General features: G+C 53.1%; 20 protein-coding genes, 1 pseudogene and 2 other annotated features. Of the genes and pseudogenes, 10 read left to right on the forward strand and 11 right to left on the reverse strand.

Annotated features, from left to right (window positions below; genetic code table 11):
- The 3 genes from TJ79_RS20185 to TJ79_RS20195 form a co-directional block, all read left to right on the forward strand.
- The coding region (locus tag TJ79_RS20185; RefSeq protein WP_040952175.1) for an ABC transporter permease at positions 1-910 on the forward strand (910 nt) is incomplete at its 5' end.
- Entirely contained in the window at positions 877-1,893 is a 1,017-nt protein-coding gene (locus tag TJ79_RS20190; protein ID WP_040952161.1) for an ABC transporter ATP-binding protein, read from the forward strand. The genes TJ79_RS20185 and TJ79_RS20190, both read left to right, overlap by 34 nt.
- Positions 1,890-2,954 carry an ABC transporter ATP-binding protein gene (locus TJ79_RS20195; RefSeq protein ID WP_052339799.1) on the forward strand — a complete coding sequence of 355 codons (1,065 nt, stop codon included), beginning with the start codon at positions 1,890-1,892 and terminating at the stop codon, positions 2,952-2,954. The genes TJ79_RS20190 and TJ79_RS20195 overlap by 4 nt, the downstream gene beginning before the upstream one ends.
- A gap of 62 nt (positions 2,955-3,016) precedes the next feature.
- Here TJ79_RS20195 and TJ79_RS20200 read toward each other — a convergent pair whose 3' ends face one another.
- From TJ79_RS20200 to TJ79_RS20245, 10 genes and pseudogenes are all read right to left on the reverse strand, one after another.
- Positions 3,017-3,448, reverse strand: a complete 432-nt coding sequence (locus tag TJ79_RS20200; protein ID WP_052339800.1) for a MarR family winged helix-turn-helix transcriptional regulator — start codon at positions 3,446-3,448, stop codon at positions 3,017-3,019.
- Between the two features lie 209 nt (positions 3,449-3,657).
- The gene (gene ligD, locus TJ79_RS20205; protein WP_040952162.1) at positions 3,658-4,545 is read right to left on the reverse strand and encodes a non-homologous end-joining DNA ligase; all 888 of its coding nucleotides are present in this window, start codon (positions 4,543-4,545) and stop codon (positions 3,658-3,660) included.
- Between the two features lie 3 nt (positions 4,546-4,548).
- On the reverse strand, positions 4,549-6,060 hold the full coding sequence (locus TJ79_RS20210) for a GerAB/ArcD/ProY family transporter (protein ID WP_040952163.1): 1,512 nt from the start codon (positions 6,058-6,060) through the stop codon (positions 4,549-4,551).
- Positions 6,053-6,307, reverse strand: a complete 255-nt coding sequence (locus TJ79_RS20215) for a hypothetical protein (protein WP_040952164.1) — start codon at positions 6,305-6,307, stop codon at positions 6,053-6,055. The genes TJ79_RS20210 and TJ79_RS20215 overlap by 8 nt, the downstream gene beginning before the upstream one ends.
- A complete protein-coding gene (locus TJ79_RS20220) occupies positions 6,307-7,485 on the reverse strand; it encodes a Ger(x)C family spore germination protein (RefSeq protein ID WP_040952165.1) in 1,179 nt (392 codons plus the stop codon). The genes TJ79_RS20215 and TJ79_RS20220 overlap by 1 nt, the downstream gene beginning before the upstream one ends.
- A complete protein-coding gene (locus tag TJ79_RS20225; RefSeq protein ID WP_052339806.1) occupies positions 7,463-9,070 on the reverse strand; it encodes a spore germination protein in 1,608 nt (535 codons plus the stop codon). Before TJ79_RS20225 ends, TJ79_RS20220 begins: the two co-directional genes overlap by 23 nt.
- Positions 9,071-9,217: 147 nt before the next feature.
- The gene (locus TJ79_RS20230) at positions 9,218-10,156 is read right to left on the reverse strand and encodes an ATP-dependent DNA ligase (RefSeq protein ID WP_040952166.1); all 939 of its coding nucleotides are present in this window, start codon (positions 10,154-10,156) and stop codon (positions 9,218-9,220) included.
- 11 nt (positions 10,157-10,167) lie between these two features.
- Entirely contained in the window at positions 10,168-11,124 is a 957-nt protein-coding gene (gene ku / locus TJ79_RS20235; protein ID WP_081757036.1) for a non-homologous end joining protein Ku, read from the reverse strand.
- A gap of 235 nt (positions 11,125-11,359) precedes the next feature.
- Positions 11,360-14,616, reverse strand: a pseudogene (locus tag TJ79_RS20240) (efflux RND transporter permease subunit).
- A 135-nt stretch (positions 14,617-14,751) separates the two neighbouring features.
- Positions 14,752-15,213 carry a MarR family winged helix-turn-helix transcriptional regulator gene (locus TJ79_RS20245; protein WP_155987971.1) on the reverse strand — a complete coding sequence of 154 codons (462 nt, stop codon included), beginning with the start codon at positions 15,211-15,213 and terminating at the stop codon, positions 14,752-14,754.
- A gap of 205 nt (positions 15,214-15,418) precedes the next feature.
- On the opposite strand from TJ79_RS20245, the gene tsaE reads away from it, so the two are divergent.
- The 7 genes from tsaE to TJ79_RS20280 all read left to right on the forward strand — a co-directional run bounded on the left by tsaE (position 15,419) and on the right by TJ79_RS20280 (position 23,377).
- On the forward strand, positions 15,419-15,904 hold the full coding sequence (tsaE, locus tag TJ79_RS20250; protein ID WP_040952181.1) for a tRNA (adenosine(37)-N6)-threonylcarbamoyltransferase complex ATPase subunit type 1 TsaE: 486 nt from the start codon (positions 15,419-15,421) through the stop codon (positions 15,902-15,904).
- Positions 15,901-16,827 carry a tRNA (adenosine(37)-N6)-threonylcarbamoyltransferase complex dimerization subunit type 1 TsaB gene (gene tsaB, locus TJ79_RS20255; RefSeq protein ID WP_052339802.1) on the forward strand — a complete coding sequence of 309 codons (927 nt, stop codon included), beginning with the start codon at positions 15,901-15,903 and terminating at the stop codon, positions 16,825-16,827. Before tsaE ends, tsaB begins: the two co-directional genes overlap by 4 nt.
- A 43-nt stretch (positions 16,828-16,870) precedes the next feature.
- Entirely contained in the window at positions 16,871-17,311 is a 441-nt protein-coding gene (gene rimI / locus TJ79_RS20260; protein ID WP_052339807.1) for a ribosomal protein S18-alanine N-acetyltransferase, read from the forward strand.
- Positions 17,312-17,373: 62 nt separating this feature from the next.
- Positions 17,374-18,420, forward strand: coding sequence for a tRNA (adenosine(37)-N6)-threonylcarbamoyltransferase complex transferase subunit TsaD (gene tsaD, locus TJ79_RS20265; protein WP_040952167.1), 1,047 nt, complete (start codon positions 17,374-17,376; stop codon positions 18,418-18,420).
- Between the two features lie 80 nt (positions 18,421-18,500).
- Positions 18,501-18,825, forward strand: a binding site (T-box leader).
- A gap of 51 nt (positions 18,826-18,876) precedes the next feature.
- Positions 18,877-19,210 (forward strand) — a binding site (T-box leader).
- A 58-nt stretch (positions 19,211-19,268) separates the two neighbouring features.
- Positions 19,269-20,858: a 2-isopropylmalate synthase gene (locus TJ79_RS20270; RefSeq protein ID WP_081757038.1), complete on the forward strand. Its 1,590-nt coding sequence runs from the start codon at positions 19,269-19,271 to the stop codon at positions 20,856-20,858.
- Positions 20,859-20,988: 130 nt separating this feature from the next.
- On the forward strand, positions 20,989-21,771 hold the full coding sequence (locus TJ79_RS20275; RefSeq protein WP_052339803.1) for a hypothetical protein: 783 nt from the start codon (positions 20,989-20,991) through the stop codon (positions 21,769-21,771).
- Between the two features lie 127 nt (positions 21,772-21,898).
- Positions 21,899-23,377, forward strand: coding sequence for a hypothetical protein (locus TJ79_RS20280; RefSeq protein ID WP_040952168.1), 1,479 nt, complete (start codon positions 21,899-21,901; stop codon positions 23,375-23,377).
- Between the two features lie 296 nt (positions 23,378-23,673).
- Here TJ79_RS20280 and TJ79_RS20285 read toward each other — a convergent pair whose 3' ends face one another.
- Positions 23,674-25,647: an ABC-F family ATP-binding cassette domain-containing protein gene (locus tag TJ79_RS20285; protein ID WP_040952169.1), complete on the reverse strand. Its 1,974-nt coding sequence runs from the start codon at positions 25,645-25,647 to the stop codon at positions 23,674-23,676.
- Between the last annotated feature and the right edge of the window lie 185 nt (positions 25,648-25,832).

Below are 25,832 nucleotides of genomic sequence, written 5' to 3' on the forward strand. Positions count from 1 at the left end.
CAAAAGACCTCCTGGTCCTTGGCGGATGCTCTGGAGAAAATTTTCGCGGAATCCCTTTGCCATGAGCGGTTTGGTCGTTCTGATTTTTTTCATCGTCGTCGCCGTTTTCGCTCATAAAATCAGCAAATTCGATCCCGCTGCTATCGACCTCATGTTCGCCAATCTGAAACCCGGCGTATCGGGACATCTTTTAGGAACGGATGAATTGGGCCGAGATATTTTTACTCGTTTGCTGTACAGCGCCCGTGTTTCTCTTGCAATCGGCTTTTCCGTTGCTTTTGCCTCTATCCTGATCGGATCAGTGATCGGCGCCGTTTCCGGTTACTTCGGTGGATGGACGGATACGGTGTTCATGCGGATCGTGGATGTGATGAACTCCGTGCCCACCTTGTTTCTGAACATTTTGGTGTTGGCTTTGTTTGGCAGTCAAATCAAGTACATGATTCTCATTCTGGCGCTGACGAGCTGGATGAGTATTGCCCGGCTGGTTCGCGGCACGTTCTTACAGCTAAGAGAGATGCAATATGTGGAAGCGGCCCGAGCCATAGGCGTCTCGAGTTGGGGGATCATTTTCCGGCATCTGCTGCGCAACGCCAGTTTTCCGATTATCGTCAATGCTACTTTGATGGTTGGCAACGCCATCCTGAGCGAATCGGCGCTTTCCTATCTCGGACTAGGCGTGCAAAATCCACAGACCAGTTGGGGGCTCATGCTCAGCAACGCCCAGGAGTTCATGCTGATCGATCCCATGCAGGCTGTATACCCTGGGGTGTGCATTTTGGCCGTCGTACTCGCCGTTAATTTTATTGGCGACGGTATCCGCGACGCTCTCGATCCCCGACATCAAGTGACCAAATCCCGAAGGAGGCTGGACAAATGGCGGAAGAGCTACTCGAGATCCGAAAGCTAACGGCTGGCTTTGTCACGGATAAAGGGTTTGTGAAGGCGACGGATCAAATCTCCCTCTCGATTAAAAAAGGCGAGACGGTCTGTCTCGTAGGCGAATCGGGCAGCGGCAAAAGCGTGACCTCTCTGGCGATTATGCGATTGATCGAATATGCCGGGGGTATGATTTTAGAAGGCGATATTCATTTTCATGGGCAGGGTTTGGCTGCAAGGCGGCAGGAAGACATGCGGAAAATCCGTGGGAACCGGATCGCGATGATATTCCAAGACCCGATGTCCGCACTGAATCCCGTATTCACGGTGGGTGAACAAATTGCAGAGAGCCTTCGCCTGCACCAGAATAAAAACAACCAAGAAGCGATGAAGATGGCGATTGACCTTTTGCGGCTTGTAGGGATTCCGGCACCGGAGATTCGCGCCAAACAATATCCCCATGAGATGTCGGGAGGGATGTGCCAACGGGTCGTCATTGCCATTGCCCTGGCTTGCAACCCGGAACTCCTGATTGCCGATGAACCGACGACAGCCCTTGACGTTACGGTGCAAGCACAGATTTTGGATCTACTGCGCCGCCTTCAAGAGGAGATGGGGATGTCCATCTTGCTCATCACCCATGATATGGGCGTGGCGGCAGAGATGGCCGACCGGATTGCCGTCATGTATGCCGGGGCGATCGTGGAAGAGGGGGCAGTAGGTGAGATATTTGAACATCCCGCACATCCTTATACAACCGGACTGCTGCAGTCGATTCCGGGCTTTGAAGGAGAACGGGGCGGAGAGCTTTTTACGATCCGGGGAACGATTCCTCCTATCGATCAGCTCCCATCGGGCTGCCGCTTTCATCCGCGTTGTCCCCAAGCTATGGATATCTGTCGTAATCAGGCACCGATTGACTTTATGGTGGCAAAGGATCATCGAGCTGCTTGCTGGTTGTTTGCAGATCAATCCGTTGATTCCGGCAAGGGTGAGGGGGCGGGACAGTCATGACCATGGAAACGGCTGAGACACTGGAGACTACGCAAGCGGATCGCAACAGGGTTCTCGTGGAAATCGAGGATTTGAAAAAATATTTTCCTATTCATAAAGGATTGCTGCACCGAACGGTGGGGCAAGTGAAAGCCGTGGACGGTGTGACCCTGTCGATCCGCAAAGGAGAGACCTTTGGGCTTGTGGGTGAATCCGGTTGCGGGAAGTCCACCTTCGGGCGGGTACTATTGAGACTGCAAAGCGCAACTTCGGGGAAAGTGTTGTTCAAGGACCGGGACATTCATGCTCTGAATGCGAAGGAAATGCAAAAGCTGCGAGAGGAAATGCAGATTATTTTCCAGGATCCTTTCGGTTCGCTCAATCCGCGTTTTCTCGTCAAGGATATCATCGGCGAGCCGTTGCGCATTCACCGGAACATGTCCGGAAAGAAAATCGATGCCAGAGTCGTCGAACTTATGGAATTGGTTGGGCTCGACCCGAGCCGGAGAAACCGGTATCCCCATGAGTTCTCAGGCGGACAGCGGCAGAGAATCGGCATTGCCCGGGCCATCGCGCTGAATCCGCAATTCATCGTGGCTGATGAGGCGGTATCGGCTCTTGACGTTTCTGTGCAATCCCAAGTCATCAATCTTCTCATGAAGCTGCAAAAAGAGATGGGGCTGACCTTCTTATTTATCGCACATGGTCTTAACGTCGTTCGGCACATATCGGACCGAATCGGGGTCATGTACCTGGGTAAGCTGGTAGAGGTTGCAGAGACGGAAGCCATGTTTGCCGCCCCATTGCATCCGTATACGGCAGCGCTCCTTTCCGCAATCCCTAAGCCGACGCCGAAAAAGAAGCTGGAGCGCATTGTGCTGCAAGGTGATGTTCCTTCCCCTGCCAATCCCCCGGCCGGCTGCCGGTTTCATACTCGTTGTCCTTTCGTACAGGATAAATGCCGTGAGCAGGAACCACAGTTGGAGGAAAAGCTCCCCGGCCGCCTGGCTGCCTGCCATTATCCTCTTCTTGAAAAGGGAAATGGGCCATCTACAGTGCAAGTCTCTATCCACGCGAAGTAAAAAGAGCAGGGTATCGCCCGAATGATGATACGGGAGATGTCCTGCTCTTAATCGTTTTAGACTCACAAACGTTCCATGTTTTTTTGGAACTTTTCCAGAATGCACATGACGTGTTCCAAATCTTCTTCGTTGACTCCCTGTAGGACTTGGCGTACCACCTGATCCTTTTTTTTGCGCACGTCTTGGAGAGTTTCCACGCCGAGAGGAGTGATGGACAGTCGGACGACACGGCGGTCCTCGTCGTCTCGAATCCTCTCGGCGTAGCCGGATTCGATCAGCTTGTCGGAAATGCCCGTGACCGCTCCGGCGGTTATGTTAAGAGCCTCGGCAATGGCGGAAACGTTGAGGGGTCCCAGTGCATGAAGCCGCGATAGGACCATGATTTGATGCTGAGTCACTTTTTTGTCGATTACCCTGCTCCATACAGCGGAAAAATTCTTGAATATTTTGGCAAACGCCACTTCAACTCGCGCAATCAAGTCGGAATCGGCCACAATCGCTCCTCCTTAACATGAAAATTATTAATAATCAAATGAAAGCCTTATCATTAGTGTAACCGATTGCGCTGAAAAGGAAAATGCTATTGGCTAAAAGATCGAGGAATGGACAGATTTAAGGGATTTTTTTGCAATCAAAAAAATGGTAAATCAATTATTTTTATGGTTATTTATGGAATAACTTTCTTGAAGCAATGACCTCACCGTTAGCCTGGGAAAAAGTCGAGAATACGCTGAAGCGACTGGGGTTTGATCTGTTTGATGAGATCACCAGTCGTTCGCAGCCGATCTTCAATGGTTCGCAGATTGAAATCCCGGGGATCGGGATTATCTTCAACTTCCTGCCAACGCAAAGGGGTGGACACGGTGCCGCCGGGCCGAGCTCTTGGCGTATAAGGGGCAGAGAGGGTTTTTCCGTGCCAATGCTGCAAATAATCGATATAGATTTTATCACCCCGATTTTTGATGAACCGTTCGATGGTGAAGAGATGGGGATGTTTTTGCACTAGATATTTGCCGAGAAATTCGCCGATTCTTCGCAGCTGTTCGAAGGTGTGCCCTTTTTCGATGGGAACGTACAGTTGTACGCCGGTTGCTCCGGATGTTTTAGGTACGGAGTTGATCCCCATTTTTTCCAGTGCTTCTCCGATGAGCAGTGCGGCGTGCATGATCCGGGGCTCCGGCGTTAGCGTCGGGTCTACATCGATGACCCACTCTGCCGGAAGGTCTTCCCCAATCCGGTGAAAGGAAGGGTGGAACTCCAGACAGGCTAAATTCCCAAGCCACAATAGGGTGGCGAGGGAATCCAACACACAATATTCGATGTCCCCGAGCACCGCTGTGCGAACAAAGGCAGGCCGCGGTTCCGGGGCGTTTTTCTGGTAAAAGGATTTGCCGTCAATACCGTGAGGGTAGCGGATGGTTGTCAGGTAGCGAGACTCGCAATAGCTGAGCAGGTAAGGAGCGAGCGCCACAAGCTTTTGCAAATACTCGAATTTGGTAATGTTGACATCCGGCCAGAGAGGCTTCTCCGGATTGGTGATGACAAGCTCGAATCCATCTACGACAATCGTGCCTTTATCGGCAATGGCCATCGGCTACGCCTCCGAATGCTGTTTACTTTCAGCTATTGCCCGTTTGCCCTCCATATATGCGCTCAAGAGGGCCACTGTGATGGATATTGCATAGAAGAGCCCGCAAATTCGGGCGATGGGCTGGAAGTCCTTTCCGGTCATAAAGCCGACGATGATAAAGGCAAGCGCCAGCAGCAGAACCCAATTGGTCACAGTCGTCCAGCGTTTCTGACTCCATGACTTGTTTTCCGATTTGCCAGAGTCGGAATTCTTTCGTTGTTTGGCGGGTTCGTCTGCGGATTGGTCTTCCGGTTGTTCGGATTGGGACAGGGCAACCCCTTCGTTGCCATCCGGTCGATAAGCTGCCCCTTTTTCCATCGCTTGCCCCTGATTTCGTTCTGGTCCAGCCTGCTGCTGCAGGGAAGCTGAATCCTTCTCTTCTTTAATTCTCTTTCTCATGTCCCGGACCTTTTGGCTAACCCAGATGGAAAGAAAAGTGATGAAGATGATCGTAAGGGCGTAAGCGGAAATGCCGTATGCGGAAAAATATTCGACTTCTTGGTAACTCTTAAGGGAAAAAACGACCGTCAATGCCATAAGAAGACCAAAGGAACGGGAGAAAGGCGCATAGGCCTTGGTTTTAGAAAAGCTGGAAATTCCGATCATCAGCGCGGTAAAGGTCATTACGGCGTTGATCATGTAGGAAGGGGCAAACAAAGCGAAAATCACCAAGTCGAGCCGGTCCATAAAGTCCGTTAAATGAATTTGATAAGCCATCGTGTAGATAGGAAATATCTCTTTCCCGACGATGCTGGGCCCTAAAACGAGTACGCAGGCGGCGAAAACAAGGCTGACCATGAAGAGCGCCAGCATGATGCCCGCACGAAGCGCGGCTTTGATCTGTTGAAGGTTTCTCCCCATTAGGTTAAGAAAAACGCCCGCGATGATGAAATCGCAGAACCAGGAAGCCGACAGGAGGCTGCCGGCGCCAACCTGAAGGGGGGAACGGACGAACAGCGGATCCTGCATATCAAGTCTCATATCATTGGTTAGCAACAAGGGGAAGAGGAGGTTGGTCGTCATCAGTACAGGAAAGAACAGCTCGTTGACCCGGACCGCGACTTCGACGCTGGTTGAGCCATAGTAAATCAGCACAAGAAAAAACAGCAAAATCACGATTTCCGTAGGCGTTTTCGGTAAAAGTGCCATTTGGAAAAAGGCGCTCATTTGGCGGATATCCCGCACCAAAATAATCCAGAATTGAAACAGGATCAGCGCATTGAGCAAAGAGCCAAACCATTTGCCAAGTAGGATAAGGTTGATTTGATATAGATTTTTGCCTGGGTGGCGTTTTGCCAGCCACACGAAAAAAACAGCCATCCCAAGCAAATAGAAAACCGACAGCAACAGGGCGAAAATGGAGTCGGAACCGCCCAACTCCACCATGTAATGAGGCAAGTTGATTAACGTAGGCGCAATCAGGTAAGCGGCAAGTATAAAAGCCATTTGGCGCTGGCTGATTTTTATTTTATCCAATATTCGCCACCCCCTCAAACCAGGCGTGGACAGTGGGCGCTATGATCTTGGTCAACAGGTCGGAGGGCATATGAGGCATAACCCCAAAGTAGGTGAAGACGAGAATCAAGGCGGTTAGAGAATTGATGGTAATCAAGGTGGCCACACCACCTTTCTCTGTTTTATTTTTCTTGATCGATAGGTAGTCGGCAATAAGAAAACTGGCGAAGAGAAGGTGGAACAAAATGAGAAAGATCGGGTTTAGCATTACTTTCTCGCCCTCCTTGCAATATTTTCCGCAGTCATGCCGGTGACACCGATCATGCTCCGGACGGTTATGTTGAACTCAGCATTTTGCAGGCTGCTTCCCCAATCGGAGGCATATCGGTCTTTCCATATTCTCGGATACCGTTGCCATACTTTGTTTCCCAGTTTGACAGAGTCGGTCTGTTTCGCTTGCATTTGTTTTAGAGATTGGGTCATCTCACTTTTTAGCTTTTGGGATACGGCGTTCTGGATTTTTTCTACGGCTTCTTTTGAGTTGAGATCGAGTCCGCTGCGGTCTTCCACCAACACCCCGCGAGCCGTTGTCTGAATATCAAAACGGAGTTTGCCCCCTGGACCGGGCTTCGGATTGATTTTGGTTATGCCTTCTTTCAGCAGGATGCTGATTGGCGCCTTATTTTCCATATGAGCGGTTATGACATGAGCAGGGACCGTATTGATCAGAAGAGAAATGCCTTCCACCAGATCGTCTGTAAAGGAGCCTACCATCTTGTCATCGTGTAATTGGGCATATCCCAACAGCCCGATCGTTGGCTTGCCGGTACCTTTTTCATTGGGAATGCTGCCGATGTAAACAATGATCGGATCACCAAATTCACCGCCCAGACCCATGGCGATATTCTTCAAGTTGGCCCGGCTTCCGGCTAATTCTTTGACCAACTCCCGAAGAGGTTCTGCCGTTAAATTCTCCATAGGGGAATTAGACTTGATCAAGTCGTAAGCTTTGCCTTTGGCGATGACCAGAAAGCCGTTCAGGCGGATATCCGGCGTTCTTCCCAAACTATCGAAAATGGGACGGATGCCTTGACGCGCATAATCTTCTCCGATGATCAGCACCCTGCGGTGCGAGACATTCAAGCTGCGGGACAAGCGAAGCTGCATTTTCGCAAAAGCATCGCGGGCCGTTTCACCCTTTTCCGATTCGATAAAATAGGGTTTGCCTCCCCCACCTCCTTGGCCGCTTTCTCCTCCCAATCGAGAGACGATGGGGAATTCGCCGGTTACCCGCACTTTACCATCCGGCTCCAAATCGATAGCTGACGCTAAAGGGAAGACGACGTCGTTAAGTTCCCGGCGGTCCCAGCAGCCTGCCAATGTGAGCAGGAGAAATGCGCCAAGGCAGAAGCGGATAAGCGGACTAAGCTTGCTCAGGGGCGCCATTCGTGATGCCTCCTTCCGCAGAAGACTCGCCCTTGTCCCCGATTTTGGCGATTTTCTCCGAATCATCGCTTTTTCGTTGCGCATCCTGAGGGTGCAAATAGGAGGGCCGCTGGTTGGACGCCCAGTGCGGCGGGCGCATCATCACGTTGACCAGATCAGGCGTTGCCGGAGTAATCGGCGAGAGATAGGGCACGCCAAAGGAGCGGAGCTTGGCTACGTGGCCGATGATGATCATCACCCCGAGAATAACTCCGTACATGCCCAACATGGAGGCTAGAATGATGAGCGGGAAGCGCAAGAGTCTTACGACAATAACGCCGCTGAACTGCGGCATCGTAAAGGATGCGATGCCCGTTATGGAAACGACAATCACCACAGGGGCAGAAACGATTCCAGCTGTTACGGCGGATTGTCCGATAACCAACGCACCCAGAATGCTGAGAGCGGAACCGATCTGCTTGGGCATGCGGATACCCGCTTCCCGCAGGGCTTCGAAGATGATTTCCATCAGGATCACTTCGATAACGGCCGGAAAAGGGATCTTCTCTCTGGCTCCGGCGAAGCTGAGGAGTAGAGAAGTGGGCAGCATCTCGGGGTGGTAAGTGGTGATGGCGACGAATATGGCAGGGGTCAATAAAGCCAACACTAGGAAAATGAAACGCAGCCAGCGTAGAAAAGTGGCCAGCTGGAAGCGTTCGTACTGATCCTCGATGGTGACGAGAAAATCGATGAACACGGCAGGCACGATAAGAGCTAGCGGCGTTCCGTCGACGAAAATGGCAATTTTTCCGTTCATGAGGGCGGATGCTACCGAATCCGGGCGTTCGGAAATAAGGGCCTGCGGGAACGGGGATATGGTGCTGGTTTGGATGAATTCCTCGATTTGACCGGTCTCCTGCAGAAGGTCGATGTCGATCTCTTCGACCTTGCGGATGACCTCTTTTACCAATTGAGGATCGGTGATGCCCTCCACGTAAGAGATGACGACGTTGGTATGGCTGTGCCGGCCCAACTGGAGTGGGTACATTTTGAGCATCGGGGTTTTAATGCGTCTGCGCAGAAGTGCGGTATTCGTGCGAATGTTCTCGATAAACGCTTCCTGGGAGCCGCGGATATTTTGCTCCGACGTCGGCTGGCTGACGGATCGTGTGGCAGGACCGCGCAGTTCGATCATGATCGCCCGGTCATCGCCATCGACGAGCATGCCGGTGTCGCCGCTCAATATGCCGATAAGAAAGTCGGCGTAGTTGTCCGTAAGCTTGGCTTGGGTTGCCGCAATCCACTTATCCAGGATTTTCTGAACATCCGGCTCCTCCCGCTCGTGGTAGATCATCAGATCTTCCAATACTTCCTGAACGAGATCGGATTTGGCCAAGCCGTCAACGAGCACGACCAGCGCTTTTAGTCCCGGGTTAAGTTCGATGGAACGAATGACGATATCGGAGCAATCCTTGGTCAGTTCTTTTAAATATTGCTCATTTTCCGAGAGGGTGGGAGAGAAGCCTACCTCTTGCAAATCACTGACAAAGGCATAATCGGTAGGGCCGGGAAGATGGCGGTTTTTGTTCTTCGCTGAGGCTTTCATAGTGATCCCCTTTCCGCTTGATGCTAAGCCGAAATACGGTCTCCCTAGTTTTCCCGTTTGTTCCTCCCTTATGTGTTTGTTGGAATCCTTGTGCATGCAGAAAACCCCTCCGACTTTTCGGAGGGGGCTGAAACAGACATATGGATGCTATTCGAAGACGCAGGATTGCGGCGGGAGGTCAACCAGCGCCTGAATACTGGGCTGGCGCATTGTCCCGTTTTCCGTCCATTCGAGAAAACGGATTTTGGCAGTGAAGCGGGGGGCAAGCCAAACCGCATCCTTGGACCGCTCCGGCGTATTCGCAAAAGGGCATTCGGGAATGATCAGCGGTTTAATTCGCTCGGTGAGCTGGCGCCAGTCGTTTACCGACAGTTTGCCTGTTCCGGCATGGCCGATGTAGAGTAGCTGCCCTTGTTCATTGTAGAGACCAAGCAGGACGGCATTTACGATATCGTGGCGGAAAGTAGCGCCGCCGATGACCGCGACGGTGTCCTGATAGGATTTTATCTTTTGCCAGCGTTTGTCTTTACCGCCGGGAACGTAGATGCTGTTCAAATCTTTCATGACAATGCCCTCAAGTCCATGGGCTTCGGCTGCTTGAAAAAGCGCATCTCCACTGGGGAAGTTCTGAACCAACTGAATGCTTTCGTTCGGGAGAATGATGTTCTGAAGTAAAAGTTGCCGTTCCCTGAGGCTCAAGCCTGTGACCCATTCCCCGTTGCAGTAGAGAATGTCAAAAATCATGTAAGCAACAGGGAGATTTCGGCGGGTAGCGGCGATTTTGGCGGCAGTCCGCAGGCTGTCCCGCTTCATGATCTGGTGAAAAGACGGCTTCCCGTCCTGCAAAGCGATCATTTCTCCATCGATAATAAGGCTGTTTGCGGAACTGTAGGTCGTGACGTGCTGCAGCTCAGGATATTGTAGGGTCCGTTCGTTAAGCCGGCGGTTGAACAACCGGATACCGGAACCGTCATAGTAGGTCAAAATCCGCACACCGTCCCATTTAATCTGGGCGGTCCATGAATCCCCGTTAGGGGGTTTATCGGCTGAAACGGGCTCAAAAGGGGCTATAGGAGTAAACGGCATGGCGCACATCCTTACGCCCCGGTTCCCCGCTTCCGTCCCCGCCCCCGCGGCTTCGGCAACCCACTGTCGCCGCCTCCGGCTGCTGGCACAGGAGGGGTGCCAGGGTCGGTTGCGGTAAGCCGCGGCTTCCTGGCTCTCGGCTTGGCGGCCGCCGCTGCCGGCGGTGTTACCGCTCCTGCTCCAGGCTCAGATGCCCCTGCCGCCTTGGTGGCGTCGAGGCTTGCCTGCAGTGCCGCCATCAGGTCAATGACATTGGCACGTTCCGGCTCAGGCGCTGTCAAAATTTCTTGACCCGATACCTTCCTTTGGATGGCCTCCGCTACCGCTTCCCGGTAAACGTCCTTGTATTTTTCCGGTTCAAAGGAGGTGGATAACTGCTCGATCAACATCTTGGCCATCGTCAGCTCTTTTTCGTTGATCTGAACGCTTTCCGGGAGATTCGGGACTTGAGCCACCGAACGGATTTCATCCGGATAAAAGATGGTTTCCATCGCGATGCAGCGGCCGATGACGCGTATGGCGGCAAGGCTGCTTTTGCTGCGGACGGACACGGAGGCGATGCCGATTTTCCCGGTTTGGTTGATGGATTCCAGCAGCAGATTATAGGCGCCGATGCCGGTATCGCCCGGACCGAGATAGTACGTTTTTTGAAAATAAACGGGGTCGATCTCTTTCAAATCGACAAAATCGAGGATTTTGATCTCCCGGCTCTTTTCCCCGGCCAACTGCTCCAGCTCGTCCTTTTCAAACAAAACAAAACGGCCCGGTTCGTACTCATATCCTTTGGAGATTTCCTCCCATTCCACTTCCCGGTCACAGGTTTTGCATTTGCGGACGAAGTTAAGGGGGGTGGCACAATCTTTGTGGATGAGGCGCATGGAGATATCCTTATCCTCAGTGGCGGCAAACATTTTTACCGGAACGTTGACGAGCCCAAAGCTGATGGCCCCCTTCCAGATCGTATGCATATTCGGCCTCCTGTCGGTACCTGCTAAATTTCTACTAGTATACCCTTCCAATGCGGAAAATATGATTTTTTAAGGGTTTCTATGAGAGCGTAATATTATAATAGGAATTTAATGGAAGCATGTACCGGAGGGAATCTTTTGCGTATTCGTAGCAGTGGATGCGGCATGAAAAGGAAAACGGCCGGACAGAGATTAACCTCTGCCGACCGTTTTTCATTTGTATTGGGTATAGCGATTAATCTTCTTCGACAGTCCGTTTTCTGCGGAACTTGCTCAGGAATTCGTACACGATAGGCACGATGACCAGGGTCAGAAGTGTCGAACTGATCAGACCGCCGATAACGGTGACGCCCAAGCCTTTGGAGATCAGGCTGCCGCTTGTGCTCTCAAAGCCGAGGGCGAGAGGCAGCAGTGCGCCGACCGTAGCCAAGGCGGTCATCAGGATTGGCCGCAAGCGGGTGCCGGCTGCTTCCAGCAGCGCTTCCCGGGTACTGAGTCCTTCTTTTCCTTATGCAGCACGCGGTCCAGAAGCACGATGGCGTTGGTCACGACGATACCGATCAGCATCAGGGCACCCATCATCGCCGAAGCGCTGATAGTTTCACCGGCTACATAGAGGCCGACGAGCGCGCCGATGACGATAAAGGGCAAGGAGAACAGGATGGCAAAAGGCGTCAGTGCTCCGCCGAAGGTAATAACCAAGAGCAGGTACACGATGGCGATAGCCGCTGCCATAGCCAAGCCCAGTTGGGTAAAGGTTTCGTTGATTTGCTCGGTAACGCCGCCGATTTCCACCGTCACGCCGTCCGGGAACTGCATTTTATCCAGTTCATCCTGTACGGCGGAGGACACCTTGCTTACATCCTTGGCGGTGACATCGGCGGTAACATCGGCATACATCCGGCCGTCTTTTTGCGTAATGGTAGTCGGTGCCGTTCCTTCCTCTGTCGTCGTGACATCCTTGATCGGCACTTGCATGCCGAGAGGAGAGGTAAGAGGAAGGTTCTGGATGTCGGAAATGCCGGAGTACGAAGCGGTCTTCGTATTGACGTAAACGGGATATTCTTTATTATCCGCGATGACGTTGGTCAAAGCCGTTTCTCCCTGGGCAGGCATAAGCGCCATGGCGATTTGCCCTGCGGTGAGTCCCAGTTTGCTCAGCTTTTCTTGGTTGGCCTTCAGCGTATATTGACCGAAGGTTTCGGAGAGGCTGGTATCGACTTTTTCCAGATTTTTGTTTTGTTTCAACAGATCTTGGACTTGGCCCGCAGCCTTTTGAATGTCTTCCATGTTATTGCCGTATACGGAGAGAGTCAGTTGGCTACCGCCGATGCCGGCGCTCATATCCAATTGGCTCCACTCTCCGGCGCTGTCGATTTTTTTCAAGTCCTCGACGAGATTCGTTTTTTCTTGCTTGAAGTTTTTCACGTCGTCTTTATATTGGACGTAAAAGAGACCCGAATTGCCGCCTCCAACGCCCATCATTCCACCCATCATTCCGCCCATGCCCGAACCGCCGACGGAGTACTGCAGATTCATGACGCCTTCCCGGGCGCGGATCATCGCATCAGCTTGCTCGGCTGTTTTCGCAGCATCATCAAAGAGCGTACCCGGTGCAGGCTTGTAGGTGACAAGAGCGTATTTCTGTTCTTCTTCCGGCAGGAAGCTGACGCCGACGACGCTGGACAGGAATAAACTTCCCACCAACAGCACAACGGCGATGATGGAGGTAATCGCTTTGTGGTTCAGCGTCCAGTTCAAGATCCGGCGGTAATAGCGGCTAGAAGCGCCTGTGCCTTCTTCGTGGCTATGCTTCTTTTTCAAACCTTTGCGGAAGGTCAGGTGCGCCATGGTCGGCACAACAGTAACGGCGACCAGCAATGAGGCTAGCAGGGCGATAACCATCGTTTCGGCAAAAGGCAGGAACAGCTCGCCGACCATGCCGCTAACCAAAGCGAGAGGCAGGAACACGGCGATGGTGACCAAAGTAGACGACAGGATCGGGGTGAACATTTCCCGGGTGGCGTCGACGATGAGCGCTCTGCCTTTCAGCTTTTCGGAGCTCATGGACATCCGTCTGAAGTTGTTCTCGATAACGACAATCGAGTCGTCTACGACCCGTCCTATGGCGACGGTCATAGCCCCTAACGTCATGATGTTGAGCGATACGTCCAGCTGTTTGAGTACGAAAAGGGCAATCAACAGTGACAGCGGGATGGAAACGACGGAAATAATCGTCGTCCGGAGATTCCGCAGGAACAACATGATGACGATAATTGCGAAAAGGGCTCCGAAAAGCGCTTTGTTCAACATCGTGCTGACCGATTCTTCAATGGGCTTGCCTTGGTCCAGCATGACGATGGCTTTGACGCCGGGATGATCCTTTTCGACCTGTTTGGCTTGTTTCTTCGCTTCGTTGACAAGCTTAACGGTATTGGCATCGGATGATTTGGTAATGTTGATGCCGATGGAATCTTGCCCGTTGGTCCGGGAGATGGAGTCGGATTTGGTGACAAGCTCAACGTCAGCTACGTCTGCAAGCTTAACGGTCGGCAGACCGGCTGCCAAGTTAGCTCCCGCTCCGGCACCAGCACCAGCGGCATTACCTGCACCAGCTGCTGCACCCGCTCCAGCGCCTGCGGCGTTGCCCGCACCGGCAGCTGCGCCAGCTCCAGCACCTGCAGCATTGCCCATCCCAGCGCCTGCGGCGTTGCCCGCACCAATCGCTGCACCTGCTCCAGCGCCTGCTACTGTAGGCATGACGGGGATGGCGATGTTTTTCAAATCGTCCAAAGTCGTGACGCTGCCGTCAACAACGATGGATTGTTCGGATTTGCCCAGCGTAAACATACCAAGGGAGGCTTTTACCGCCGAGCCCTGAATGATGCCTTTTACCGTATCCTCGCTTAGGCCGAGGGCTTTCATTTTCTCTTCTTTAAAGGTTAACCGAACTTCCTTCTCCTGTTGGCCGGAAATGGAGACGGTGCCTGCGCCGTCGATTCCTTCCAGATTCGGTTTGATCTCGTTTTCCACCAGCTTGGTTATGTCCTCCAGGTTATCGCCGCTGATGCTCAGCGATACGACAGGGAAGGAGTTGAAGCTGATTTTGGATACTTGAGTAGCTTGCGCTCCGGTCGGCGGCGTGAAGTCGGCAATGGCTTCCTTCAGTTCCGTCTCGGCCTTGCTCATGTCTTTGCCGTATTTGTATTGAACGATAATAGAAGCGGCGTTCTCCATGGAGGTGGAGTTCACTGTATCGACGCTGTTCAGGTTCTTGATCCGCTGCTCAAGAGGAGTGGTGATCTTCTCTACGACTTCATCGGGGGTTGCCCCCGGATAAACATCCACAACCGTCAGAATAGGCAGTTCAAGATTCGGGATCGTTTCCTGTTTCATCGTCGTGCCGGCGTACATCCCGGCGACGACGACGATGACCGTCATGATCAAAATGGCAAACTTGTTGTTAATGGAAAAACGGATGATATTCTTCACGACACCACTCCTGTATTCTCTTTATTAAGATATCAGCAAGTATAAACTTCGAAGCATTGACTTCCTGATATCGCAAGAAAAACGTCCTCTAAATGTGGTCTGTCTTCTTTGAATGTACGTCGATAAACGTTTTTCTTATGGAGCTTCGGTTGAAGCTTGATGCTGGCAGGACGGAATCTTAGCGCTCTCTTTCTGAACGATACCAGTCAATTTCTCGGTGATTTCGGTGTAAGTGCGCAGCTCGTCCAAAGTCAAACGGTTGAAATAGCTGGCCAGCATCTGCAAATACTTGCCCCTTGCTTTTTCCATCATCTCTTTTCCCAAATCGGTCATGCTGACCAGCACGACCCTCCGGTCCGATTCGTCATCTCTTCGCGCGATTAGCTCAGCCGATTCCATGCGGTCGATCATGACCGTTACAGCGCTGGGCTTCACGTCCAGCCATTCGGCCAGGGAGGTGATTTTGCTCGGGCCGTGCAGATCCAACAGACCCATAATGGCTAACTGCGGGGCGGTCAACCCGAATTCTTTAAACTGGTTCATTCCCGGACCTAAGGCGCGTCCCAGCTTATCCATCGATTGAGCGATTCTCTCCACATATTCGTTAACGTTGTTGTCGATCGCAGTCTCTCCTCCCTATTTATTTAAACTATTTATTATTTAAGCTGTTTAATTATATTCCCTCATAGTTAAGCTGTCAATTGACTCGCTTCCTTATTCTTGATAGCCGCATAGTTGAGGGCTATAATAAGGAACGTTAACAAATTTGGGCAAAAACAGCGAAAACGAAAGGAACGGGCATATGTCCATGGGCCTTGCATACACTTATGAATCTCTTGGTCTGGAAGACACGAAGAGATTGGCGGGAGAATTGGCCGCACGATTGACTCCGGGAAGCCTCGTCGCGCTGGATGGCGACCTGGGAGCGGGCAAAACGGCCTTTTCCAAAGAAATCGCCGCCTGCATGGGTGTGAAAGAGACGGTTAATAGTCCGACTTTCACGATTATTAAGGAATATCCCGGCTCCAAGATGCCGCTTTATCATATGGATGTTTACCGGATCACGGAGAGTGAAGCCGGTGAGCTAGGCTTGGACGAATATTTTTATGGAGAAGGCGTTACTCTTGTGGAATGGGCGAGTCTTATCGAGTCCCTTCTGCCGGATGAGCGGTTATCCATTTTCATTGAATATACGGGTCCGGAAAGCAGGACGTTTCATTTAAATGCATTTGGCGAGCCATATGCTTCCTGGTGTCGGGCTATGACAGAAAATGGGGTTTTGCGATGAGCGTATTGGCTGACTTGCAAATAGAGGAGACAAGAGGCCCACGGTTTTTGGCAATCGATACATCCACTTCTTCGTTGACGGTAGCGATTACGGAAAATGGGCATATTTTGGGAGAAAGACACTCTCAGGCAGAGCGGAATCATTCGATCTATTTGATTCCGATGATTCAGGAACTGTTGCAGAGCTTATCCCTTGCGCCCAGCGATTTGGACGGCATTGCCGTCGGGGTCGGTCCCGGTTCGTATACGGGCGTCCGCATCGGAGTGACCGTGGCCAAAACGATGGCCTGGACACTCGGTCTTGCTGTGCTGGGGATCTCCAGTCTCGAGGCGCTGGCCCTAGGTTCGGTAATGCCGGCGGAAACTGCTGAAATCGCGGATGCCGTTTCTCCTGAGCAAAAAGAGGTTTACACCGCTATGACGGGTGAAACCTGGATCGTCCCGCTGATGAATGCACGCCGCGGCCAGGCTTACACGGCGCTTTTTGCCGCTAGCCGATCCAATGGATTGGTGGAAGATGCAAGCCTTGCCGACGGGAATGCGCGTTATTTTCCTCAGGAGGCTTTAGAATGGGCTCGTTTACAGGGGGATGGCATCCGCTTGATGGACGCCTGGCTTGGGCAAGTGAACGATCAGCTGCAGGCACGGATGAATGAAGGGCGGGTTCTGCCGTCCAGGGTGATGTTCGTCGGAGAGACGGAGGGTTTTGCCGAGGCCATCACCGCTTTTGCCGAAAAATGGTCGGGAGAAACGTTGGCCATTGCCTCCGATATGAGAGCTAGCGCGGTAGGGCGGCTGGCGGAGGAACGCTACCGTATTGGCGAGCAGGATGACGTCCATGGGCTGGTGCCCAACTATACGCAATTGGCGGAGGCGGAAGTCAACCTGCTGGCGAAGCAGAAAGGAGGGGCGACTCGTGGGTGAAATAGTGAAGATCGACCCCCATTCACCGCTTGTTTTCAGAAGGATGAAGCTGGATGACATCTCGAATGTATGCTCGATTGAAAAAGAAGCGTTTACGACTCCTTGGTCGGAAGGCGCGTTTTACAACGAGCTGGTGAACAATCATTTTGCCCATTACATGGTGATGGAAGCCGCCGAGGAGATGGCCGGTTATGCCGGCATGTGGCTCATTATGGATGAAGCGCATATCACCAATATCGCCGTCAGAGAAAAATACCGGGGATACAAATTGGGCGAGCGGCTTGTTTCGGAATTGATGAAGACAGCCAGCTTTATGGGGGCCGCCAAGATTACCTTGGAGGTGCGGGTAACCAACCACATCGCTCAAAACCTATACCGCAAACTGGGCTTCCGCGACGCTGGGATCCGAAAAGGCTATTATACGGACAATAACGAAGACGCACTCATCATGTGGGCGGATTTGGAGCCTTATTTGCGGAAATAAACCTGCATGCCGCTTACGCAGCGCAAGCGTTTGGATGAAATGCAGAAAAGAGAGGGAATCCGATGAACAATCGTCCGGACCGGTCCAACCGGTCCTGCTATATACTTGCAGTGGAGACAAGCTGTGACGAAACCTCCGTTGCCGTCATTGAAAATGGGACGATCATTGTTTCCAACGTCGTCTCCAGCCAGATCGAGACCCACAAGCAGTTCGGCGGCGTCGTGCCGGAGGTGGCTTCCCGCCAGCATGTGGAGTCTATCACGCTGATCATCGAGCAGGCGCTGAAGGAGTCGGGCATCGCTCCTGCTGAGCTGTCCGCTATCGCCGTTACCCAAGGACCGGGACTGGTAGGCGCGCTTCTGGTCGGCATGGTGGCGGCAAAAGCATTGGCTTGTGCCTTGAACCTGCCGCTTATCGCGGTTCACCATATCGCGGGACACATTTACGCCAACGCCCTCGTGCACGAACTGGCGTATCCCTTCATGTCCCTGGTCGTTTCCGGCGGCCACACGGAGCTCGTCCTGGTGGATGCCCCTGGCCGCTTCCGCGTCATCGGCAGTACTCGGGACGACGCCGTGGGGGAAGCCTATGACAAGGTGGCACGGGCACTGGGCCTGCCTTACCCCGGCGGCCCCCACGTGGACCGGCTGGCCCGGGAAGCGGATGCGGCCGTGCCCTTGCCCCGCGCCTGGCTGGAGCCGGACTCCTACGACTTCAGCTTCAGCGGGCTGAAGTCGGCGGTGCTGGCGGCCTTGAACCAGGCGCGGATGAAGGGCGAGCCGCTGGCCGCCGACCACGTGGCCCGGGGCTTCCAGGAATCCGTCATCGACGTGCTGACGGAGAAGGCCCTCCGGGCCGTGGCGGCCTGCGGGGCGAAGCAGCTGGTGTTGGCCGGCGGCGTCGCCGCCAACGCCGGTTTGCGGCACCGGCTTGCGGAGCGCTGCCAGGCTGCCGGCGTGCCGCTGCTCGCGCCGCCGCTGGGCCTCTGCACCGACAACGCCGCCATGATCGGCGCCGCCGCTTTCCTCAAGTGGGAGCGGGGGCAATTCGCCTCCCTCGACCTGAAAGCGGAGCCGCTCCTATCGCTGGAGGACTGGTCGGTGCAATAACGGCACGTGCTGGCGTAGGCATTGGCCGCCTATTGACATCCCTTAGGGAACCCACTATAATTCAACCTTAATAAGGAAATCACAACGCTAAGAACGGGATCAGTAGAGGTTACGCCTTCGATCAGAGAGCTGCGGGTTGGTGCGACGCAGCCGAAAGACGACCTTGAACTCGCCCGGGAGCGGCAAAGCGGAAGACGTTAGTCGGCATGCGGAGCAGGCGAAGCCCATAGGGATGCGCAGACGCAGAAGCCGGACGTTCTATGCTTTGACGGTTGACCTCCGATACAAGGTCGGGTAGGCAGCGCAACTGGAGCAAATCCGGCGAGCGCATGACTGACCCGTCGAGGGGGCCGCATGTCGGCCAACGAGAGTGGTACCGCGATAGCTAAGCCTGTCGTCTCTTGCAATAGCAAGAGATGGCGGGCTTTTTTGATTTTCCAACAATGAACCAATAGTGAAAACGCAAGGAACGGGAGCAGTAGCAGGTTATCCGATGATCAGAGAGCTGCGGGTGGGTGCGACGCAGTATCGGGGCTGGCGAAACTCGCCCGGGAGCGGAAGAGTGGAAGACGCAGCGAGGTGAGGTTGCTGCAATTACACTCTAACCGGGAGTCCCCCGTTACGGGACGGCGGAGGTTAGTCAACCTTCATGTGCAATGTGCATGTGCCTGTCAGCATCAGGCCTTCCACACCATGAAGCGGCTCGCCTGTCGCCGCACGAGAGGTCCTGCTGATAAGCGCAGCGGGGCAAGAAGAGTGGTACCGCGGCAGTTCACCTGTCGTCTCTTTCAAAAGAGACGGCGGGTTTTTTGCATTTTCCAAAAAAAATGAAAAGAGAGGCGATCCCCATGAAAAGAATCCGCATCTTCGACACGACCCTGAGAGACGGCGAGCAGGCGCCCGGCGCGTCCCTTACCCCGGAAGAAAAAATCCGTCTTGCTCATCAATTGGCTAAACTTGGAGTAGATGTTTTGGAGCCCGGCTTCCCGATTTCCAGCCCAGGCGATTTTCAAGCGGTACAGGCCATTTCCCGTGCCGTCGAAGGCGTGGAAATATGCGGGTTCGCCCGTTCCGTCAAGGGAGATATCGACGCTGCACTGAAGGCGACGGAGGACGCCTCATTCCGCCGGATTCACATGTTCCTTTCCTCCTCGGATATCCATCTGGATTTCCAACTGCGGAAATCCCGGGAGCAGGTGATCGCCATGGCACGGGATGTCGTGGCCTATGCCAAGCAATTTGTGGACCGCATTGAATTTTCCCCGATGGATGCCACCCGGACGGGAGAAGAGTTTCTGTTCGAGATGATTGAAGCGGTCATTGCCGAAGGGGCGACGATCATCAATATTCCCGACACGGTCGGTTATGCGCTGCCTGACGAGTATGCGGGCATTTTCCGCCGTGTGCGCCAATCCGTACGGGGCGGGGACACCGTGGAGTACAGCGCTCACTGTCACAATGACCTCGGACTCGCAGTTGCCAACAGTTTAGCTGCTATCAGCGCAGGAGTGACCCAGGTGGAAGTGACCGTGGGCGGCGTCGGCGAACGGGCGGGGAACTGTTCTTTGGAAGAGCTGGCCATGGCCATTGAAACCCGCAAGCTGGCGCTTCAAGCGGAGACGGGAATCCGGTCGGAGGAGATTTATCGGACGTCCCGCATGGTCAGCCGGGCGATGCATTTTCCCATTGCCTTCAATAAGCCCATCATCGGTCGAAACGCCTTCCGCCACGAAGCGGGCATTCATCAGGACGGCCTGCTCAAGAGCCGCAATACCTACGAGATCATGGACCCGGAAAAAATGGGCATCCCCCGCAGCATGATCGTACTGGGCAAACACTCCGGCCGCCACGCCATCCGCCATCAAATCGGCGAACTGGGCATCCGGCTTTCCGATACGGAGATGGAGTCTTTTTACTCCAGTTTCAAGGAATACGCGGATACCCGCAAAACGGTGACCGACGACGAGCTGATCGCCCTTGCGGGAACGGCGGTTAACCGTAATTTGGACCGGTTTGCATTAGCCGATATCCAAGTGGTGTCGGGCAGCAATACGACCCGCGTTGCTTCGGCTACCATCACTGACAACGAAACGGGAAGCTCCGCCTCCTATTCGTCTGTCGGTCAAGGACCGGTAGAGGCGCTCATCGGCTGCCTCAAGCAAGCGATGCCGTTTCCCGTGGAGTTCGTTGACCTGGAACTGCACTCCTTATCGGCTGGGGAAACGGCGGGAGGCCAAGCGGAGATTATCATCGAAGCGGAAAATCAGGAATTCACCGGCAGCGCCGAGGATAAAGACATCCTCTTTGCCGTCGCCCGAGCTTTTGTCGCCGCCTGCAACCGGGCATGCCGCTCCGGTATCGGCGCCGACGCGGTTGCGAATGGGGAGACGGCAGCAGATGACAGCGTAGGTGCCCCTGACGCGCTGTTGATTCCTTAAGATTTCGAGTAGAGTAAAGAACCCCTATCTTCATATGGCAGAGGAGTTCCCAGGAGCTCCTCTGTTTTCGTTTGCGAAAAGTGCTAAAATATGGAGGGGTCGTACACCAAGAAAGGAATGACAAAGGAGCGTGCAGAAGACTGCGTTTCTCGAAAATATTAACAGGCTTATGCAGATGTATGCCGAGGGCCGGCTTGGCGGCGAAACGATGCCGGAAGATGCTTTGACCGGCATTGTCTCACGGGACGATTGTCTGGGCGTGCTCACTTTGGGTATGTCTTTGAATTATCAAAGAAGCGCGTATGCATTATGGCAGGCGGTTGCCCGCACGTACCAAGACGAGGACACGCGCTGGGTCTTTCATCCGCTCACTGCCGCAGAATGCGACCTGGATGCTTTGCGTCAAGGGCTGCATAAGCACCGCGTTGCCCTGCAACCCAACCGGCACCCGGAGATTTGGCAAAAGGTCGCTGCTGGCATCGCACACTCTTCGGAAAAGAGAGACGTGTCCGGATTGCTCGAATCCGCCCATTTTGACATAGCCGAATTAAAATCGATGATGCAGACCAAGCGAAAAGCGGAGTTTCCCTATCTGTCCGGCCCGAAAATCTTCAACTATTGGCTGTATGTGCTGGAAACCTACGCGGGAGTGAAATGGAAATCCAGGGAACTCATCACTATTGCTGCAGATACGCACATTTTGCAAGGCACGGTCCGATTGGGGCTATGTTCTGCGAATATATTAAAAGGTTCTGCCGAAGACAGGCGAATAACCGCGGATGCGTGGGAAAAAGCACTGGCCGGAAGCGGCCTTGCGCCTATCGATGTGCATACTCCTTTGTGGCTTTGGAGCCGAGCCGGTTTTCCGCGACTAGTCACCGACAGTTCGGAAATGCAGGAGGAATTTGTCTAGCCATGCAACTTTCTCTCCTTTTCTATCGTTTCATATAGGAGAATGATAGTGGCCGGAAACCATTTTTACCGTAAGGTACCCATAGGGCACATGAGGCGATAAAGCAGCGAGGAAAGGGGAGGTTCCTGTGAAAAAGCGGATGTTGGTCGGACTCGGTGTTCTTTCTCTAGCCCTTGCCGTCGGAGTCGCAGGGTGCGGCGGAGTGAGCAAAGAGAAGGACGGGACAAAAACAACAGGGGCGACAAATTCAACGGCTCCAAAATCGACAGTGTCCGCAGATCTTTCGGCAACGGCACCAGTATCGACTACCCGTGCTTCGGCTCGTCCTACTCCAGTGTTGGCTCCAACGGCTTTGCCGTCTCCATCCCAACAGCATCAAAAGGGGACGACGAAATCCAGTCCACCCAGCCTATCGAATCCGGTTACCCCGGTGAAGCCTGGAATCGAGACTCAGCCGAACAAACCGCTGGGACCGACGGTTTCGCCCATGGGTTCGCCAAGCCCTGTAAGCCTTAGCGCGGACTCGATAAAATCCAAATATCCGGGAAATTATGCGGCTATCAATCTTCTTTATGCCGTTAACCGTAGTTCCGGGGCTGTGAGCCGCTATACGGATCCCGCTGTTGTAGTCAAATGGGCTGAAGCCGTCGGTTTTCTGGAACTGAAGCGGTCTACCGGAGCGAATGCCGGAACCGGGACAGGGACGAAAAGGACTGCGGAGCCTGCTGCGACTGCAGCAGCAAACCCGGGATTGGGAGTGAGGGACGATCTGCTGGTTACCCTTGTAAGCAGCGACGGAAAACATATGACGATCTCCAGCCGGTCCATCGATTTTGATGCGGGTTATTCCTATAACGATGGGTTAAGCAAAAAGATCGCTGAGCTCTTTACCATGCCGGAGTCTCCTAATGACCAGGTGGAAAAAGAATGCCGGCAGCTGGCGGTGGATTTGAACGGCGACAGCTTGGCCGATGTGATCACCTTTTGCGGACAGAAAGGGGATTACGAGCTGAAGCTGCAGGTCAACGGCAAGGAATATGCCGGATTGGCCAACAATTTGACGGGCTCGATTGCCATCGTTGATCTGGATAAAAGCGACCGTTACCGGGAAATTGCCATCCCTGAGGAAGGCCCCAGCTCCGATCCGAAAACGATGTATTTTTCCATCGATGAAGGCGGCAACGTGATTAGTCTCGGTAAAATTCAAGGCAGCGGCAGCTCCGTCACTCTGAACGGAGACGGCACGCTGGTCACCTCCCGGCAGCGGGGGCAGATTTTGCAAACCTGGTTTCACGAGCAAGACTACCGCTTAACGGCTGACCGCAAGTTGGAGGCAATCCCAAGGGCATTATATGACATGAACACCGAAGTCACGGTGTTGAAAAGCTTTGCTCTCTTGAAAGACAAAGGCAGCGCCGAAACTGGCTGGACGCTGCAGCCGGGAGATAAAGTGTTGATTAAATCTTCGGACGATATCGCTTGGTGTCTAGTGGTATCTAAAGATGGAAGCCGTCAAGGATGGTTTGAGGTGGAAGATTTCGTCGGCTTGAAGGGAAGCGATTTGCAGGCCTTCGACGTGTTCGAAGGGCTGTCTTACGCAAATTGAGTACCAGTCCGCCGCGTGTGCATAAATAAGGAGTGTGGATAGAAGTTATCCACACTCCTTTTACTTTTGTGTATAAATCCAAAAAACAAGATGAAACGGGCATCGGCGTTGTTGATGGTTTTGCGGATAACTTATCGACAGGTTTTGTGGATAATGGGGATAGATTTGACGATTTGTGACGAAAACCTTGCGACAACGGGCTTTACATGACGTTAATAATGTGGATAAGCATGTGGATAAGGTGGATAACCATATCTATCCAATCCTGAAATTCCTTTGAGTGGAAAATCAAGAAGTCAACCTTCCATCAGTGTCTCCCATTCCTCATAGCAGCGGGCGAGCCCCTCTTTGCGGGCAACGATCGCTTCGTTCTTTTCCTGGACAAGCACGTAATCGTTATACACATCGGGAGAAGCGAGTTCTTCTTCAAGAGCGGTGATTTCCTCTTCCAGCCGGGCGATGTCTTTTTCGGTCTGTTCGATTTTTCGCTGGCGGCTTCTTTCTTCCCGCTTGGCCAGCTTATCCGCTTCGTAATCCGACGTTTTGGGTGACGATTCACTGACGGAGGGTTGAACGGTTGTTTTTCGATCAACGGAGGAAGTGGATGAACCGCTGACGGCAGCCGGAATCTCTCCATTATCGCGCATTTCCGCCAGCTCGCGCTTTTTCTCTGTGTAATCATCGTAATTACCGAGATAAGGTTCGATTCCTGAAGACGACATCTCTAAAATACGTTCCGCCATTTTATTCAGAAAGTAGCGGTCATGGGAGATGAATAACAGCGTCCCCTCGTAATCCATGAGGGAGGCTTCCAGCACTTCCTTGCTATACAGGTCCAGGTGGTTGGTCGGTTCGTCCAGAATCAGCACATTGGCATTCAGCAGCATCAGCTTGGCCAGTGAGACCCGGGCTTTTTCACCGCCACTAAGAGATGAGATCTTCTTGAAAACATCTTCTCCGCTGAACAGATAATTGCCCAGCACGGTCCGGATACGCGCTTCCTCCAGATGGGGGTAGGCGCTCCACAGCTCCTCTAGCACGGTGTTTTGCGGGTTCAATTCCTTTTGTTCCTGATCGTAATAGCCCAGCTTTACGTTTGCCCCCCAGCGGAACAGGCCGGTGTCCGGCTGCAGATCTCCTGTGAGGATTTTGAGGAGCGTCGATTTGCCGATGCCGTTCGGCCCGATGAGAGCCGCTGTATCCCCGCGGTTCAACTGGAAGTCGACGTTTTGAAACAGCTTGGTTGCGCCGTCAAACGAAAAGCTCAGCCCGTTTACCTCCAAAACATCCTTGCCGGTAGTCTGGTCGATCTGAAAGGAAAAAGAGGCGCGCTTCAAATCCCCCATCGGTTTGTCCAAGCGGTCCATTTTCTCCAGCGCCTTGCGCCGGCTTTGGGCGCGTTTCGTCGTGGACGCCCGGACGATGTTTTTTTGGATGAAATCTTCCATGCGGGCGATCTCATCCTGCTGTTTCTCGTACAGCTTCATTTGGGATTCGTATTCCGCCGCTTTTATCTCAATGAAACGGGAGTAGTTGCCGGTATAGCGCTTCGACGTTTTCCGCTCGATTTCATAGATAGTGCCCACCAAAGCATCGAGAAAATAACGGTCGTGAGAGACGACGACGATGGCGCCAGGATATCCCCGCAAATAATCTTCTAGCCAAGTGAGAGTGGCGATATCAAGATGGTTGGTCGGCTCGTCCAAGAGCAGCAAGTCCGGCTCCTGCAGCAGCATTTTCGCCAAAGCCAATCTTGTTTTTTGGCCTCCGCTCAAGGTGTTGATGATCGTGTCGGGCGGAAAATCGCCGAATCCCATGCCGCCTAAGATGCCGCGGATTTTCGCCTCCATGGCGTAGCCGCCTTTTTCCCGGAACCATTCGGAGCGTGCAGCATAGCGGTTCAGGGTGTCTTCATAGCGCTTGGCGTCCTGGTGCAGCTCGGGGCTGGCCATGGCAATTTCCAGATCCCGTAGTTCCTTCTCCACGGCAATGAGAGATGCGAAGACCTCCCGCATTTCCTCATAGATGGTTTTGTTCGAAGAGAGGCCGCTGTTTTGGGCCAGATAGCCGATGCGAGCTTCCTTCGCTTTATAGATATCGCCGCTGTCATAGGACATTTCCCCGGCAATAATTTGCAAAAAGGTCGATTTTCCGGCACCGTTCACGCCGACCAGGCCGATTTTTTCCCTTTCGTTCACTTGCATCGAAATTTGCGTCAAAATACTGGTGACGCCGTAACTTTTGCTGATATTGACAGCCTGCAGAAGCATGGCGGTACATCCTCCAACTCTAAATTCTGGTTTGCATCGAGTGATTAAATACTCACTCCATTATCAGTTTACCTGAAACGCCGGGAAAGCAGAAGCGGAAACGGCTTTCTATACCTAAACTTTCCGCAAAAAAAGCATAGAAAGGTCGGGTAGGGGCGGCAACGTCCGATTTGCTTTTTCTTCAA

The sequence above is a fragment of the Gorillibacterium massiliense genome, from assembly GCF_000455485.1.
Classification (GTDB): Bacteria; Bacillota; Bacilli; order Paenibacillales; family NBRC-103111; genus Gorillibacterium; species Gorillibacterium massiliense.

Excerpts from the sequence above, each read along its gene's own strand:
- TJ79_RS20285 (WP_040952169.1), bottom strand. The coding sequence starts at position 25,647 with ATGCTTCTGCAGGCTGTCAATATCAGCAAAAGTTACGGCGTCACCAGT.
- TJ79_RS20220 (WP_040952165.1), bottom strand. The coding sequence starts at position 7,485 with ATGGCGCCCCTGAGCAAGCTTAGTCCGCTTATCCGCTTCTGCCTTGGC.
- tsaD (WP_040952167.1), top strand. The coding sequence starts at position 17,374 with ATGAACAATCGTCCGGACCGGTCCAACCGGTCCTGCTATATACTTGCA.
- ligD (WP_040952162.1), bottom strand. The coding sequence starts at position 4,545 with ATGGCCATTGCCGATAAAGGCACGATTGTCGTAGATGGATTCGAGCTT.
- TJ79_RS20190 (WP_040952161.1), top strand. The coding sequence starts at position 877 with ATGGCGGAAGAGCTACTCGAGATCCGAAAGCTAACGGCTGGCTTTGTC.
- tsaB (WP_052339802.1), top strand. The coding sequence starts at position 15,901 with ATGAGCGTATTGGCTGACTTGCAAATAGAGGAGACAAGAGGCCCACGG.
- ku (WP_081757036.1), bottom strand. The coding sequence starts at position 11,124 with ATGCATACGATCTGGAAGGGGGCCATCAGCTTTGGGCTCGTCAACGTT.
- TJ79_RS20195 (WP_052339799.1), top strand. The coding sequence starts at position 1,890 with ATGACCATGGAAACGGCTGAGACACTGGAGACTACGCAAGCGGATCGC.
- TJ79_RS20270 (WP_081757038.1), top strand. The coding sequence starts at position 19,269 with ATGAAAAGAATCCGCATCTTCGACACGACCCTGAGAGACGGCGAGCAG.
- TJ79_RS20230 (WP_040952166.1), bottom strand. The coding sequence starts at position 10,156 with ATGCCGTTTACTCCTATAGCCCCTTTTGAGCCCGTTTCAGCCGATAAA.
- TJ79_RS20215 (WP_040952164.1), bottom strand. The coding sequence starts at position 6,307 with ATGCTAAACCCGATCTTTCTCATTTTGTTCCACCTTCTCTTCGCCAGT.
- rimI (WP_052339807.1), top strand. The coding sequence starts at position 16,871 with ATGAAGCTGGATGACATCTCGAATGTATGCTCGATTGAAAAAGAAGCG.
- TJ79_RS20225 (WP_052339806.1), bottom strand. The coding sequence starts at position 9,070 with ATGAAAGCCTCAGCGAAGAACAAAAACCGCCATCTTCCCGGCCCTACC.
- tsaE (WP_040952181.1), top strand. The coding sequence starts at position 15,419 with ATGTCCATGGGCCTTGCATACACTTATGAATCTCTTGGTCTGGAAGAC.